This is a genomic window from Alteromonas abrolhosensis (assembly GCF_001953635.1).
In the GTDB taxonomy this organism is placed as follows: Bacteria; Pseudomonadota; Gammaproteobacteria; order Enterobacterales; family Alteromonadaceae; genus Alteromonas; species Alteromonas abrolhosensis.
Genome location: NZ_MEJH01000004.1, coordinates 195358 through 209060, shown reverse-complemented (window position 1 = coordinate 209060; position 13703 = coordinate 195358). Strand labels below are relative to the sequence as shown.

Sequence of the window (13703 nt, the reverse complement as noted above, 5' to 3'; positions counted from 1 at the left end):
TACTTAAGCTTTATCTCTTAAGACTGCGGTTAAACGATCAAAATGTAAACACCAAAATTACAGGTGAATAACAAAAAGTGTTTCAGTATCAGTTATTTCCTATCAGTACGATTCATTCTTTCAATTTTCGCCCATTGCATGATCTCTCTACAATTTGGCCAAGTAGTCAATTTATATTCATCTTCTAGTAAAGGGGTATCATGTTAGGCCAAAAACTAGTTCCTACGCATTCATCAGCTTACTTAGAAACTCGTAAGTTTGGTATGCCGTACAAGGGCAAGGTTGCCTTGGTCGCAGAAGGTGGAGGTCAACGTGGAATATTCACAGCGGGCGTTCTTGATACATGGTTAGACGCTGGTCACGACCCCTTTGATATCCTGATTGGTACTTCAGCAGGTTCACAAAATCTAACAAGCTTTGTAGCACGTCAGAAAGGCTATGCAAAACGCCTTATTCGCGGCTTAACTCGACACAGACGCTTTTTCCAAATGGGACGAGGTTTAATGGGTAAGCATATTGTCGATTTAGATTGGTATTTCGACAAAACTCAAGAAGCTAACCGTTTACTTGATCTCGACACTGCCAAGGCAAACGTGGCGGACCGAGAAATTCTGTTTACCGCTACTAACTCCCGAGATAGAAAAGCTTATTATCTTGACCCTATGAAAAGTAATCACGACTGGGTAGAACTAATTAAGGCATCGAGTGCACTACCTTTGCTGTATAAGCAGGGCGTTCCACTGCACATTGGCGTTGAAGCAAAACAGGCAGCCAATACCGACTTTTACTTAGACGGCGGTTTGGCAGCGCCATTGCCAGTGACCGAGGCCTACAAACGAGGGGCTACCAAGATTGTCGTTATTCGCACGGTAGATAAAGGCTTTCAAGCACAGTCGCCTTGGCTACAAAAGTTGAGCGCAGTAATGTGTGCAACGGGCACCTGCCCCAAAACTATCGACTACCTGTTACAGCACGAACAAGCTTATCAAAAAGAGCTGGCGTTTATTGAAAACCCACCAGAAGGTGTAGAGGTTGTTCAAATTTTTGCGTCAGATAAGCTTCAAAGTAAATTGTTAGGCAGTACAGATGCGCAGCTTCGCCATGACTATAAGCTAGGTAAGCAAGCCGGAAGTACCTTTTTAGAAACTGAACGCAAAGCCATTGCTTTCCCACAAGAAGCAAACAGCCAGCCTACCGCTTCACTGCACGGTGAGAATGCTACAAGTGCCGCAGCGTACTTTCCAAAAAACGCTAATGGCTATATGAAGTCACAGCACGGCGCATCTAATAGAAAGCATGCAATTAAACTTCCTATTCCAGCACCTCGCAAACCCAACGCGGGGGCTGATGATATAAATAGCAGGATCTCGGCATAATCAGGCGTCTTGCGCTTATAAAATAGTGGCTAGCCTGAGGTGGCTGTGCATAAATTGCTAAGTGCATGACCATGTTCACAGGTGAGACTTCGCGTTGCTTTCCCTCTTGTAATTGCCCAGATTAGCGGCAAACGGGTTGACATTGTCTGGCAGAATATTTATAACGCGCTCACCCACATAATCAACAAATGTAACCATGTCAGAATTATCAACACCCGTAAAACAAACTGAAGCCCATAAACTTATCGACAGCCTATTGAAGTCTAACGACCCAACTGCTGATTTAGATAAGATTGCTGAAGAATACAACATTGCGAACTGGGGACAGTCTAACGCTGTTTCTGCTGATTTATACTCAGCAGTTAGAGACTTGCTTGGCAAAGGCGTTGTGACTGGTAATGACCTAGTTTCTGGAAAAGACACCATGGATCCGATTGTACATAAAGTACAAGCGGAGACAGAAAAGCTAATTGCTAACCCAAGTGAAGCAGACGCTGACCGCGTTCAAACCTTTGTACTTGGCTTCTTACGTACATTCGTAAGCCAACTACTTCATCCAGGTACGAAGAAAGCGATTTACGCGAAAAAGCTTCCTGACCTAATTAAGCTTCATCAACAAGTTGCGAAGTAGCTCGCCGCGGCGCGACATCAGAGATGAGAAGCCGTAGGCTTTAGCATACCAGCGTCGCCATAAACGCGTTTAAAAAGAAACCCGCTTCAACGCGGGTTTCTTTTTGCGCAAGCGAAAGGTATTGCTGCGTTGATAAGCACTAATCGATAGACACAAAAAAACCGGCCTAAAGCCGGTTCTTTGTATTTGGCGGAGAGAGAGGGATTCGAACCCTCGAATGTAACCACTTTAAATTTTAACCATTAATTTCAGTAACTTAACTAAAAATTGCAATAAACCATTGTACTAGTCCTCAGTACTTGAGTCGCCCAGCTTTAATCTTTTCTTTTCTTCTTCTTTAAGAATTCTATTCTTTAAGTGTCTTAGCCTGAGGTGAAAATCCGTACTACTTATAACTTCACCTAGATTACCTTGAAAGTCAGGAAAACAAGGAGCCACATAATGCTTGTCGTCAAAGCTTAAAGTTAAAGGGTATACATCTGAAGAATACTTTAATTTGAAAAGCTTCAATGTCTCACCTGTTGGCACATTACGCACGTGAATATTTATGAAGCCAGTTTTTTCTTTGGGTGCAAAAGGATCTGTCAGCGCAGCAAGTCCTGTTTTCACGTTTTCTACATAGTCTATCGACTTGTAAACCTCTAAATCACACACGAGAAATTTAGATAGTGATTGAGAAAGCTCATCTAAGGTTTTCTCGATCTCGTCCAGATTACTTTGATATTCATCTGCGGACTCATTGCCTCTTCTAAGTAATTCATCAAAATTCACTATACTCTCCTCAAACTTTCACTATTTCGCAAATGACAGGGAAATGATCAATATTCATTTTTTTTCCCTCCTCATAAAAACTCTCATCATAAAGTACGTTGGTGAAGAACTCATTTAACTGCCAGTCATTCCCATTTAAAAAACTGCCAGATAGAATTATTTGATCCAGCGAATGCCAAATTGTATTTTTGAACTCTTTGTATCTATAGGATCCAGACCTAAACTCCTCATTGTTCATCAAATAGCCAAAACGCTTTTCTGATACAATCGTTCGCCAAAAAGGATTATAGAAAAACTCTCGAGGGTATTTTTTTACAGCTTCGTGACATCTGTTCGCTCTCATCTCATTGACTAGGCAATTTTCATAAGGTTCAGCGTTAAAGTCTCCCATGACAATTACACTTCCACCGTCATTCATTAATGTCTTACAATCCGCATAAAGATATTTTGCAGCTTCATCTCTACGCGCCATACCATCTCCGTACAGCTTACTTGCCCAGTGACAAAGATAAAGTCTGAACGAGGAATCATCAAATACGTTTCCTACATTAACAACCTGAGCAACTTTGAGAGTATTTCCAGTAACAGTCTCTTTAAACTCCCTTTCCTTTTTTATAGCTACCTTTTTATTATTAAACGCGATAGCCATATCAAATCTGGAACGACCAGCAGGGCTCACTAAATCAATGAGCCCTATGTCAGATAAACTTAATTCGTTATTGATGTATGCTATATCGTGTTCGTTTACTTCACAAAGACCTATAAGATCACATGAGTATTTAGTCAGCATTAAACGCAAGACTCTCACCATGGCTTTTAAACACTCTTCATCAGAACAATTTGCGCCACCTTTTGTAGGAGAGAGGTTAGTATTCCACCAACCCAAACGAAGTCTATGAAGCATAAGTCAGAAAATATCGTCCGTAAATCAAATAAACATCCTAAAGAACATGATGACATACTATTAAACAATTGAAAATCAGTAAGATGTTCAAACATACTTTGCCACAAGTGTGAACATTAGGTATACCCAAACAGGTATAGTCATTTAATTACCACTTTGTACCTATTTGTATTGACTTTTATTTATGGGTACACCATTATCCGCCACCTCTTAGAATCAAACAGGTACAGGAAGTGGCTGATTTAGCATACATTAGGGTTTCTACTACAGACCAGAACACAGACCGTCAGTTGTCAGACTCTAGACTCTCTTTCAAGAAGCAATTCATAGACCGCTGTAGTGGTGGTACTACTAACCGTCCAGCACTAGAAGACCTTAAGGAATATGCTAGAGAAGGAGATACTATTCATGTTCATAGCATTGATAGACTTGCTAGAAACCTTGTAGACCTCAAGACACTCGTAACCCAATGGAACGCAGAAGGCATTAATGTAAAGTTTCATAGAGAAGCTCTGTGCTTCAATGCTGGTGGGTCTGATGCTATGTCAGACCTAATGCTGAGCATGTTAGGAGCAGTTGCCCAGTTTGAGCTTTCAATGATTCAAGAGAGACGTCAGGAAGGCATAGAGAAAGCCAAGCAAGCTGGTAAGTACCGTGGGCGTCCAGTTAATCAATCCAACCACCAGCGCATTCACACACTGCGCTCAGAAGGTGTATCACTTCGTAAGATTGCCTCTGAGGTAGGTGTGTCATTATCAACAGTACAACGGGCTCTAGCAGCCTCTGAGAACGCTTAATGAATTTATACTCGTCAGACACTATTGACACAGACTTAGACCCTCGCGACCTTGTATTAGACCTTATGATACAAGCTCGTGAACCTGAGTTGATTAGGAAAAGCAAGGATAGAGAAGCTCAGATTACGAAGCAATCAATGCAAGACTCTAAAATCCTCAAGGATCTACTTAACGGTGTGGGAATAAAGCAACCTATTACAGTTTTTGAAGTTGAAGAAAAGCTCTATGTAGTCGATGGCTTTCATCGTACAAAAGCGTGTTTAGAATACCTTAAGAAAAAACCAGACGAGCCAATGACAATCAAAGCTGTACTAGTAAAGAAACGCACCTATGTTGAAGCGTTCCTAGCAGCACAGGAGATGAACCAAGAACACGGTGTAGGTGTTACCGCTGAGGAAATAACTCAGTCCAAGTTTAGAAGCCTTATAGTTTCAAATAAATTTGGTCTTAGCATCTCTAAACTAATGGAGTTAGTAGGCTGTGACAAGGGACAAGCCGCCCATTATCGAAGAGCTTTAATAGCATGTGCTAATGCTCTAGAAGGTGTGATACAAGATAAAAACATAAGTGTGCAACAACTTGCAGAAGTTCTTAAGACGCGACTTGAAGAAGAATACTACTTAACTGATTCTGCATGGGATTCAAAAGGTTTCCCTAGGATGAGAAAATTAGCTAACGCATATTCAGGTATTGTTTCTGAACCACCAGCAGAGACACAAGAGTGGATAGAATATAGAACCAATCAGGCTATCAAAAACTTCACTAACATGATGAAGTACTATGATGCTGGTATTTTCAGAGAAGCATTGAGAAAGGCTGTACGAGGTCAAGAGCTAGGAATCACCATCTCGAAAAGAGCCACTTGGGAGTCTGCGAATGCTTACTCTGATGAGGCTAATTATGAGGAAAACCATGGTAACACCACAAAGTTCTCGTTAGAAACCGACCAATTCTAAAGACAAGAAAGTCACTCAAACCCTTTAATATCAGGGCCTACAAGGACATTAGCCTCACACCGTACACATGTGTACACTTCGAGTTATCAAGGTGTACACAATAGGTTTAGGTACATATTAAGTGTCTTACTAAAAGACTAAAAATCAACCACTAATAAACGACGTTTTTTTAACCAGTAACGAGACGATGCAATCGCTAATAGAGTGATTACCTCGCCCCCTCCCCCCTGTACCTACCAGATACGTTGAAGATCTAGTCTTGGTAATTTGTCTATTGCGACCTTCTTAACTTCAAGTGTAACAGTGCCATACCTTCCACCCTCTGTTGTAGCGGCATGACCTGTAATAGCGTCACTGACACTATCCTCAATAAAGAGACCTCTCATCTGAGTCTTGAAGGAGTGACGAAAAGCATGTGAGGGCTGAGCTATAGCAATGTTTTTGCTTCTTACTCGCTTTCCCCACCATTGGCCAATTTTAAGGCCTTTATCACCGTACATATTTGTAGGAAGTTTTGGGAACAACCATTCAGTGGTCGATGCGACATAATCCAAGAAGCCTAGCTCTTTTATGTGTTCAGGAATGGGAATTTCACGAACTGAACTTACTGTTTTGACGTTTTGTTCTTCACCTTGCCTAATGTATAAATAATCAATGCCACTCTCAGATTTACACACGTCTACCTTGCGTAACTGTGCAATCTCATTGATACGAGCGCCAGTGTATCTGCAGATTAAAGGAATCCAGTAACACGCCATGTCATAGATTTTTGGAGCGTCTTCTACATGGAAAACTTCATCTTTAAAAATTAACTGAATATCGCCTTCTGTATAGCCTTTAGCAGCTTTAACTTGAGACTTATCTGCAGCGCTTTTTACCGTGACTCCATTCACAGGATTAGTCTCTATATAGCCTCTATCAATAGCATGACTGAACACTCTGGACAGGAGTTTGAGGTCTTTAATTACAGTATTGGCAGCATAACGGTCCATTTTCTTTTCTTCACAAATGCGAATCTGCTCTGCTACGGGCTTAGCTAGTAAAGCTTTGTCACTTGTTTTAGGAATTAAACAAAGTATGTCTCGCAGCTGTACGATATCGCTACGCTTAAACTTAGCAACATCATGGTCTCCCAAGAATGATATCAGTTTTGAGATTCTTGATTTCGTCTCGTCCAAGGTTTTAGACCTTGCACTTTTAGCATTGACCTTTGCTTTCTCAACAACAATGAAGTCTTCTAGAACGGCTGAAATCGCTTGCGTCTTAACACTGGTGATAGACTGAGTATTTAACATTAGTGGAGCTGCTTTAACTTCACTGCGAACAGAGAGCTCTTTGTCTGCAAGTTCACAGTTAAGAGGCTGGTAGGTCCAGTCATCCTTGTATCTCGCTCTACACAGGGATTCGAGTCTAATTACATACGGATAAAAAGCCCTTCCAAGCTGAATAAAGTTAGCACTGCTAAAAGGGACAGCTATTCCCTCTATATCAAGCTGACTCTCTATATGCTTCCTCAAGTCCTCAGCCAACTCTCTTAGCTGGCTTTCCGTAGCTCTCACAATCTCAGAGCCAGAAATTGGCAACGTGTCAGACAAGCCAAACTCATGAAATTGATACTCACCACCACACCATTGTGCATCACGAACAAGTATCTCTGTGAAGTCTCCACTAGCCTCCATACGGTCTCTTACACGTATGTACCAGCGCTCAGCTAGAATGACACAATCCCTTACTGTGAGCTTTACAGAAGGCTCATCACTTAGTTTAAGTTTTGCTAGCTCTATTTCTCTGTGAGCTTCTTCGAGATAGCTAGGGAATATCTGTTTAGCTTCATTTAAGCTTTTGGTCTTTAGGGATGTTTTGAATGCTGTTTTACCTATGATAGGAACTAGGTCTTTTGGCACAGCCATTCTGAAGTAATAAACCCCTGATTTAGGGTCTTTGTGAGGTGTAGCCATTCTACTCATTTTACCACCACTTTGTACAAGTTGATGGTTACACTAGGATCTCTGCAGGCCTTTAAGAACAAAGCCCCTAGAGAATTAGGGGCCTGTAGGTATTTGGCGGAGAGAGAGGGATTCGAACCCTCGATACGCTATAAACGTATACACACTTTCCAGGCGTGCGCCTTCAGCCACTCAGCCATCTCTCCAATTTTTGTATCAAGAAGTTTTTAACTACGAAAACCCTTGAGCGCGCGTATAGTAGGTAAAGCCGCGCGCTTAATCAAGAACTTGCTGGAAAATATTCAGCAAGTGCTTATAAAACGTGCGCTTATAGCCCGCCTTTCGCTTTTAGCTCGGCTGAGAAGTTAAGCATGCGATCAAGTGGAATAAGTGCACCTTTACGCAACTCATCATCAACAAAGATTTCGTGACCATCAGTTTCGCCCGTTAAAGACGCCTTAATCGCTTCTAAGCCGTTCATTGCCATCCAAGGGCAGTGAGCACAGCTTTTACACGTAGCGCCGTTACCGCCCGTTGGAGCCTCTATAAACGTCTTCTCTGGAGTAAGTTGTTGCATCTTGTAAAAGATGCCCTTATCGGTAGCAACAATAAAGGTGTCGTTATCCATGGTTTGCGAGGCTTTTATCAATTGACTGGTTGAGCCAACTGCATCTGCCATTTCAACCACGCTCGCGGGTGATTCAGGGTGAACCAGTATCGCGGCATTTGGATACAGTGCTTTCATGTCTGCTAGCTTCTGCGCAGAGAACTCGTCGTGAACGATACACTCGCCCTGCCACATTAGCATGTCGGCACCCGTTTGCTTGGCAATGTAAGAGCCTAAGTGTCTGTCGGGGCCCCAAATGATTTTCTTGCCTTGGCTGTCTAAGTGCTCAACGATTTCAAGCGCGATGCTCGACGTCACTACCCAGTCAGCGCGCGCTTTTACCGCTGCAGATGTATTTGCGTAAACCACTACAGTATGGTCGGGGTGTTGGTCACAGAAATCGCTGAACTCTTTTACCGGGCAGCCAATATCAAGTGAACACGTTGCTTCAAGCGTTGGCATTAGCACGGTTTTTTCTGGGCTAAGAATTTTTGCGGTTTCGCCCATAAAGCGAACGCCTGCAACAATTAAGGTCTGCTCTTGAGCATCTCTACCAAATCGCGCCATTTCTAATGAGTCTGCTACACAGCCGCCGGTTTCTTCAGCTAACGCTTGAATTTCATGGTCGGTGTAATAGTGTGCGACAAGCACAGCGTTACGGGCCTTAAGTAAAGCTTTGATCTCAGCCTTTAACTCAGCTTTACGTGCTTCTGATAATGGCTGTGGTTTTGCTGGGAACGGGTACTCTACCTGATCCACTCGAAATGCTACTGACATTAACCTACATCTCTGTTGCGACAAGGGTGCGGATTATACCCAACTGTCATAAAAATTACACACTACCTAATCAACATAAGCGTAATTAAATAGTCGTAGTTGTGCTTAACTGTTCTACTACATGGGGTTAGATAAACCAGATCAAAGTGCAATTGAGATGAGTAACCTTTTAAAACCCAAATAGTGTTCAGTTTTAAAATTTGCTTTGAGCGCTGCTGTAATCGACGCTGGGAAAATATTTTTAAAGATATATGTTTGTGGTGCAGAGTGCGAGGTAAAGACTTGATGGTGGGTCGTGCTGGATTCGAACCAGCGACCAATTGATTAAAAGTCAACTGCTCTACCAACTGAGCTAACGACCCATCAAGTGACACACAGATAAGTTTAGCAATTCAAATGATGGTGGGTCGTGCTGGATTCGAACCAGCGACCAATTGATTAAAAGTCAACTGCTCTACCAACTGAGCTAACGACCCATCATTTGATGCTAGGAGAGAAAGTGGTGGGTCGTGCTGGATTCGAACCAGCGACCAATTGATTAAAAGTCAACTGCTCTACCAACTGAGCTAACGACCCTTTCTTTCCTGTTGTTGCCTGTGTCTTGGCAACGGCGGCATATAATACTCAGATTTTTATTCGACGCAACCCATAACGTCCTTTTATTTTCATTTTTCTGCTAAATTACGACTAAACGGTCAAAATGAAAACAAATCGCTGGGTATTTATACCAGTGCTAATTGAGTTTAGTCGTTTTTCTACGAAACACAGTAAGATTTGGTGCAGAAGTTTTATGCAGTCTGAATGGAAATTTTTGAAAAAAAATTTTCTTTAACTCATAAAAAAGCCTCTTTAAAAGAGGCTTTGTTTATTACAAGTCATTTAATCGAGATTCCGCAAGGCGTTTTGCCGAAGAATCAGGGTAATCATTTACAACTTGCTGGAACAGCTGTCGTGCTGTCGCGCTGTCTCCGGTTCGCTCAGCGATAACACCTAATTTTAGTAAGGCATCTGGACGCTTTGTTGAATCGGTAAAGCGATTAGCTACAATATTGAATTGCTCACTTGCTTCACTCCACTGTTGCTTATTGAACAACAGTTGCCCTAGCCAGTAATGCGCATTTGGTGCATAGCCACTGTTAGGAAAGCGCGAAATGAACGATTGAAACGCAGGAATGGCTTTATCGTACTCACGAGATTTAAGGATCAGATTCACCGCATTTTCGTAGGCTTCATCTTCTCCAGCCTGAGGGGCTGACGGTGTTGTAGCTGGCGCTGGAGAGCTCACAGAGCCCGAACTAACACCCGCACTAGGCATGGCACTACCCTGTAGCGCTCCACTTTGTTTAAGTGCTTCCACGCGTTTATCTATTTCAAGATAGAGCTCACGTTGGCGCTCAAGTACTTTTTGAAGTTCGTTGGTATTGACTTCAACCGCACCGCGTAGCTGATCAACTTCCATTTGCATGTTATCTAACTGAGTTTGCAACCTGTGCTGCATTTCAGTTCGACTTTTAACAATTCGCTCAAGCACTACAATGCGCTGCTCTAATTCACTGCCGCCGTTGGCGTCAACCACAGGCGCTTGTGCGAATGCGGCAGAAACAGCAAGGGCGCCACATAATGTGACGCCCAATTTTAATGTCTTATTCGTTAGAAAAGTCATTAGCGGTAAACAACCACTCCGCGACGGTTTTGAGCAAATGCATACTCAGTAGAACCCATCACTGCTGGTTTTTCTTCACCGTATGAAACTACTGTTACTTGGCTGCTGCTTACGCCAGCATTAAGTAGGTAAGTTTCAACAGACTGTGCACGACGCTCACCAAGAGCAATGTTGTACTCTGGGGTGCCACGGCTATCAGTGTGACCTTCAATTGTCACTTTGGTGCTTGGGTTTTTAACCAAGAACGCCGCGTGCTTGTCTAGAATACGCTGGAACTCTGGCTTGATGCTTGAGCGGTCAAAGTCAAAGTAAACCGTTTGTTCGTTTTTCAGCGCTTCCATTTCTTGCTGAACCATTTCTTCTTGACGCTTCATGCGCTGTGCAGCTTCTGCTTTAACGCGTTGTGCTTCCGCTTCACGCGCTTCTGCTTCTGCGGCCGCTTGTTCTTGCGCAAGACGGTTACGCTCTGCTGCCAATTCTTCTTCGCTAGGGCCTGAAGAACATGCCATCATTGTCACTACTGGCAATGCGATAATGAAGCTCTTCATCACTTTATTCATTTGCATCCTACTAATCCTTAAATTTTATTGTTTAGTCTTTAAATTGTTAGAACAAAAATGGTGACCAACTTGGCGATTTAACTTGCCCATTGGCTGCTGGTAACCTAGCTTTAAAACGCCCATCTAGAGAAACCAACGACAACACTTGGGTTCCCTCATGAAGGGTGCTGTATATAATCATGCTTCCGTTCGGCGCTACGCTTGGTGACTCATCCAAGTACGTCCGTGTCAGTACTTGAGGTGAGCCTCCATCCAAAGACTGCTTCGCAATATGATAGTTCCCATTAGTTTGGTTAACCATAATCATTTGCTTGCCGTCTGGGGAAATTGTACCGCCAAGGTTTTGTTCACCTACAAAGGTAACTCGCCTTACTTTCCCAGAATTTAAATTTACGCTATATATCTGGGGTTTACCACCCCGTTCCGAGCTAAATATTAAACCACTGCCGTCTGGTAGCCATGAAGGCTCCGTATCAATCGCTCTATTTCGTGTTACTCGGCGAAGATTTTTTGTCGCTAAGTCCATCACATAGAGTTCAGGGTTTCCATCTTTCGATAAAACCATTGCAAGTTGCTTGCCATCTGGTGAAAACACAGGGCTACTATTTATTCCAGGGAAATCAGTAATGCGCGTACGCTCACTGGTATAGATATTCTGAATGAATATTTGCGGTCTGCGATTTTCAAAGCTTACATAGGCCAACTTCTCGCCATCGGGCGACCACACTGGCGACATAAGTGGCTCAGGAGAAGACAACAGGCGCGTTTCGTTCTCGCCGTCGTAGTCGGCAATCACTAATTGATAAGGCTTTTCAACCGTATCGCGGTCGCGAACAATGACATAAGCAATTTTAGTTAAGAACGCACCGCGAACACCGGTCAATTTTTCATACACAATGTCGCTAATTCGATGCGCATACTGGCGAAAATCTCGACCGTTAATTACCGCCTGACGGGCAGCAAGAACATGATCGTTGCTCGACACAAGATTCCCGTCTTTCAGTACTTTGGACTGACCATTGTCAACCTGTCCCTTAAGCACATCAATCAACTCATAGGATACAAGGTAGCGCTCTCCCCCTTGCGGCTCGATACTACCAACTAAAACCGTATCAACGCCTAAGGTTGCCCATGCGGTGAAAGAGACTTGCTCAACTGTCTCAGGGTACTGTGGCATTTTGTCGACAGATACCGGGTTAAACTTACCGCTTCGCATTAAGTCTGCCATCACCACTTTAGAAATATCGCCAGGCATGCTGCCTTGCCCTTTCCATTTAAATGGCACAACACCGATGGGGCGAGCACTGTCAACGCCCTCGGTAATCACAATTTCTAAGGATGCAAACACTTTGGCACTGAATGCCATCGTAATAAGCGCTATCCATAAACCTAGTTTTTTCATACCACTATAATTCCACTTTTAAAGTAATGTCTTTTAACTGCTCGTAAACGTCTGGCGCGTCAGAAACCGGTAACTTCTCGGCTCTTCGAACTGCGCTTTCAGCTGCTCTGCAAAGCGCGTCGTTTCCGCCTAGCACGCGAATACTCGTTACAAAGCCCGTCGTCGCTAATCGAATATTCAAGCGACATGTTTTACCTTGGTAACTGTCGTCCGAATATAAGTTGCGCTTAATGGTTTGCTGAATAAGCGCGGTGTAGCGCTCAACTTCAGTAAGTACCTGTTTACGCCTACGTTCTTGCTGAGCAGCTTGTTCTTTCGCTAGCTGCTCTTGCATGATCCTTTCCATCTCGGCGCGCTCAGCCGCTTCTTTTTTCTTACGCTCGGCTTCAGCTTTCGCTTTTGCTTCACGCTCCTTACGTTCCTGTTCCTTTTGCGCAGCTAGGCGCTCCAAGTCTTTTTGACGTTTAGCTTCAGCGGCCTCAGCTTCACGCTTCTCTTTAGCACGCTTGGCCGCAAGCTGTTGCTGACGTTTTTTCTCTGCCGCCGCTTGGGCTTCTCTTTGCCTTTCTTGTTCCTCAGCCCTCGCTTGAGCTTCAGCTTGTGCCTGCTCCCTTTTTTGATCTGCTATCGCTTGTGCATCAATAAACGTCGCTTCAATTACTGGTGCATTCGACGGCAAACTCGGCAAAGGATCAGGAGAGAAACTGACGCTAATTAGCAACAGCGCAGCGATAAAAAGATGCAAGCCAATAGATTTAAATAAGCCTATTTGTTCTGGGCTTAAACTACTGGCCTGTTTAGTCTTCGTATCACTGTTTGCGCGTGACGTGCTTCTCGACACTTCGGGTTTCGACATATCTATATTACTCAACCGGATCCGTCATTAACCCTACCGAAGGCACACCCGCCTGTTGTAATAACACCATTAGCTGTATCACTTCGTTATACGCTACTTGTCCATCGCCTTTTACCACTACGGGTGTATTGGGCTCTTTGGTCAACTGTGCTTTTACAATAGCGCCAAGCTCTTCTTTACTAATAGGCGATTCCTGGTCTTCTCCTACGTTCAGAAAATAGCGCCCCTTAACATCTACCGATGCAATGATCGGTGGTGTATCTTCCTGCTCTATTGGGTTTGCACTTGCTTTAGGCAAATCCACTTTCACCCCTTGAGAAATAAGCGGCGCCGTTACCATAAAGATAATAAGTAGCACCAGCATTACGTCGATGTAGGGCACTACGTTTATCTCAGATACCGGCCTGCGGCGTTTTCTTACATACATAACAAGTCCTCCGTTTTGGAATGTAAACGC

Annotated in this window: 13 protein-coding genes and 4 tRNA genes; 4 read left to right on the top strand and 13 right to left on the bottom strand. The window is 43.4% G+C overall.

The window, feature by feature from the left end:
• Nucleotides 1-200: 200 nt before the first annotated feature.
• Both BGK61_RS08360 and BGK61_RS08355 read left to right on the top strand, forming a co-directional pair.
• On the top strand, nucleotides 201-1376 hold the full coding sequence (locus BGK61_RS08360) for a patatin-like phospholipase family protein (protein WP_076011382.1): 1176 nt from the start codon (nucleotides 201-203) through the stop codon (nucleotides 1374-1376).
• A 196-nt stretch (nucleotides 1377-1572) separates the two neighbouring features.
• Nucleotides 1573-2007, top strand: coding sequence for a hypothetical protein (locus tag BGK61_RS08355; protein ID WP_014997841.1), 435 nt, complete (start codon nucleotides 1573-1575; stop codon nucleotides 2005-2007).
• 285 nt (nucleotides 2008-2292) lie between these two features.
• Here BGK61_RS08355 and BGK61_RS08350 read toward each other — a convergent pair whose 3' ends face one another.
• Nucleotides 2293-2778, bottom strand: a complete 486-nt coding sequence (locus tag BGK61_RS08350; protein WP_076011383.1) for a hypothetical protein — start codon at nucleotides 2776-2778, stop codon at nucleotides 2293-2295.
• A 10-nt stretch (nucleotides 2779-2788) separates the two neighbouring features.
• Nucleotides 2789-3664: an endonuclease/exonuclease/phosphatase family protein gene (locus tag BGK61_RS08345; protein WP_157888788.1), complete on the bottom strand. Its 876-nt coding sequence runs from the start codon at nucleotides 3662-3664 to the stop codon at nucleotides 2789-2791.
• Nucleotides 3665-3915: 251 nt separating this feature from the next.
• On the opposite strand from BGK61_RS08345, the gene BGK61_RS08340 reads away from it, so the two are divergent.
• A complete protein-coding gene (locus tag BGK61_RS08340; protein ID WP_076011385.1) occupies nucleotides 3916-4479 on the top strand; it encodes a recombinase family protein in 564 nt (187 codons plus the stop codon).
• The gene (locus BGK61_RS08335; protein WP_076011386.1) at nucleotides 4479-5435 is read left to right on the top strand and encodes a ParB N-terminal domain-containing protein; all 957 of its coding nucleotides are present in this window, start codon (nucleotides 4479-4481) and stop codon (nucleotides 5433-5435) included. The genes BGK61_RS08340 and BGK61_RS08335 overlap by 1 nt, the downstream gene beginning before the upstream one ends.
• A gap of 233 nt (nucleotides 5436-5668) precedes the next feature.
• On the opposite strand, the gene BGK61_RS08330 is transcribed toward BGK61_RS08335, so the two are convergent.
• From BGK61_RS08330 to tolR, 11 genes are all read right to left on the bottom strand, one after another.
• Nucleotides 5669-7402, bottom strand: coding sequence for a site-specific integrase (locus tag BGK61_RS08330; RefSeq protein WP_076011387.1), 1734 nt, complete (start codon nucleotides 7400-7402; stop codon nucleotides 5669-5671).
• Nucleotides 7403-7496: 94 nt separating this feature from the next.
• A tRNA-Ser gene (locus tag BGK61_RS08325) sits at nucleotides 7497-7587 on the bottom strand.
• 122 nt (nucleotides 7588-7709) lie between these two features.
• The gene (nadA, locus tag BGK61_RS08320) at nucleotides 7710-8765 is read right to left on the bottom strand and encodes a quinolinate synthase NadA (protein WP_076011388.1); all 1056 of its coding nucleotides are present in this window, start codon (nucleotides 8763-8765) and stop codon (nucleotides 7710-7712) included.
• A 286-nt stretch (nucleotides 8766-9051) separates the two neighbouring features.
• Nucleotides 9052-9127 (bottom strand) — tRNA-Lys (locus tag BGK61_RS08315).
• Between the two features lie 38 nt (nucleotides 9128-9165).
• Nucleotides 9166-9241, bottom strand: a tRNA-Lys gene (locus BGK61_RS08310).
• 24 nt (nucleotides 9242-9265) lie between these two features.
• A tRNA-Lys gene (locus tag BGK61_RS08305) sits at nucleotides 9266-9341 on the bottom strand.
• A gap of 292 nt (nucleotides 9342-9633) precedes the next feature.
• Complete coding sequence (ybgF, locus tag BGK61_RS08300) at nucleotides 9634-10428, bottom strand: tol-pal system protein YbgF (RefSeq protein WP_014997839.1); 795 nt, start codon at nucleotides 10426-10428, stop codon at nucleotides 9634-9636.
• Complete coding sequence (gene pal, locus BGK61_RS08295) at nucleotides 10428-10994, bottom strand: peptidoglycan-associated lipoprotein Pal (RefSeq protein WP_014948870.1); 567 nt, start codon at nucleotides 10992-10994, stop codon at nucleotides 10428-10430. The genes ybgF and pal overlap by 1 nt, the downstream gene beginning before the upstream one ends.
• Nucleotides 10995-11034: 40 nt before the next feature.
• Nucleotides 11035-12390 (bottom strand): Tol-Pal system beta propeller repeat protein TolB, encoded by a 1356-nt coding sequence (gene tolB / locus BGK61_RS08290; RefSeq protein WP_014997838.1) that lies wholly within the window; start codon nucleotides 12388-12390, stop codon nucleotides 11035-11037.
• Between the two features lie 4 nt (nucleotides 12391-12394).
• The gene (gene tolA, locus BGK61_RS08285) at nucleotides 12395-13246 is read right to left on the bottom strand and encodes a cell envelope integrity protein TolA (protein ID WP_044556945.1); all 852 of its coding nucleotides are present in this window, start codon (nucleotides 13244-13246) and stop codon (nucleotides 12395-12397) included.
• 7 nt (nucleotides 13247-13253) lie between these two features.
• Nucleotides 13254-13673 (bottom strand): protein TolR, encoded by a 420-nt coding sequence (gene tolR / locus BGK61_RS08280; RefSeq protein WP_014997836.1) that lies wholly within the window; start codon nucleotides 13671-13673, stop codon nucleotides 13254-13256.
• Between the last annotated feature and the right edge of the window lie 30 nt (nucleotides 13674-13703).

Coding starts and splice junctions, on each gene's coding strand:
- tolA (WP_044556945.1), bottom strand. CDS start 13,246: ATGTCGAAACCCGAAGTGTCGAGAAGCACGTCACGCGCAAACAGTGAT.
- tolR (WP_014997836.1), bottom strand. CDS start 13,673: ATGTATGTAAGAAAACGCCGCAGGCCGGTATCTGAGATAAACGTAGTG.
- BGK61_RS08355 (WP_014997841.1), top strand. CDS start 1,573: ATGTCAGAATTATCAACACCCGTAAAACAAACTGAAGCCCATAAACTT.
- nadA (WP_076011388.1), bottom strand. CDS start 8,765: ATGTCAGTAGCATTTCGAGTGGATCAGGTAGAGTACCCGTTCCCAGCA.
- BGK61_RS08360 (WP_076011382.1), top strand. CDS start 201: ATGTTAGGCCAAAAACTAGTTCCTACGCATTCATCAGCTTACTTAGAA.
- tolB (WP_014997838.1), bottom strand. CDS start 12,390: ATGAAAAAACTAGGTTTATGGATAGCGCTTATTACGATGGCATTCAGT.
- BGK61_RS08330 (WP_076011387.1), bottom strand. CDS start 7,402: ATGAGTAGAATGGCTACACCTCACAAAGACCCTAAATCAGGGGTTTAT.
- BGK61_RS08335 (WP_076011386.1), top strand. CDS start 4,479: ATGAATTTATACTCGTCAGACACTATTGACACAGACTTAGACCCTCGC.
- ybgF (WP_014997839.1), bottom strand. CDS start 10,428: ATGACTTTTCTAACGAATAAGACATTAAAATTGGGCGTCACATTATGT.
- pal (WP_014948870.1), bottom strand. CDS start 10,994: ATGCAAATGAATAAAGTGATGAAGAGCTTCATTATCGCATTGCCAGTA.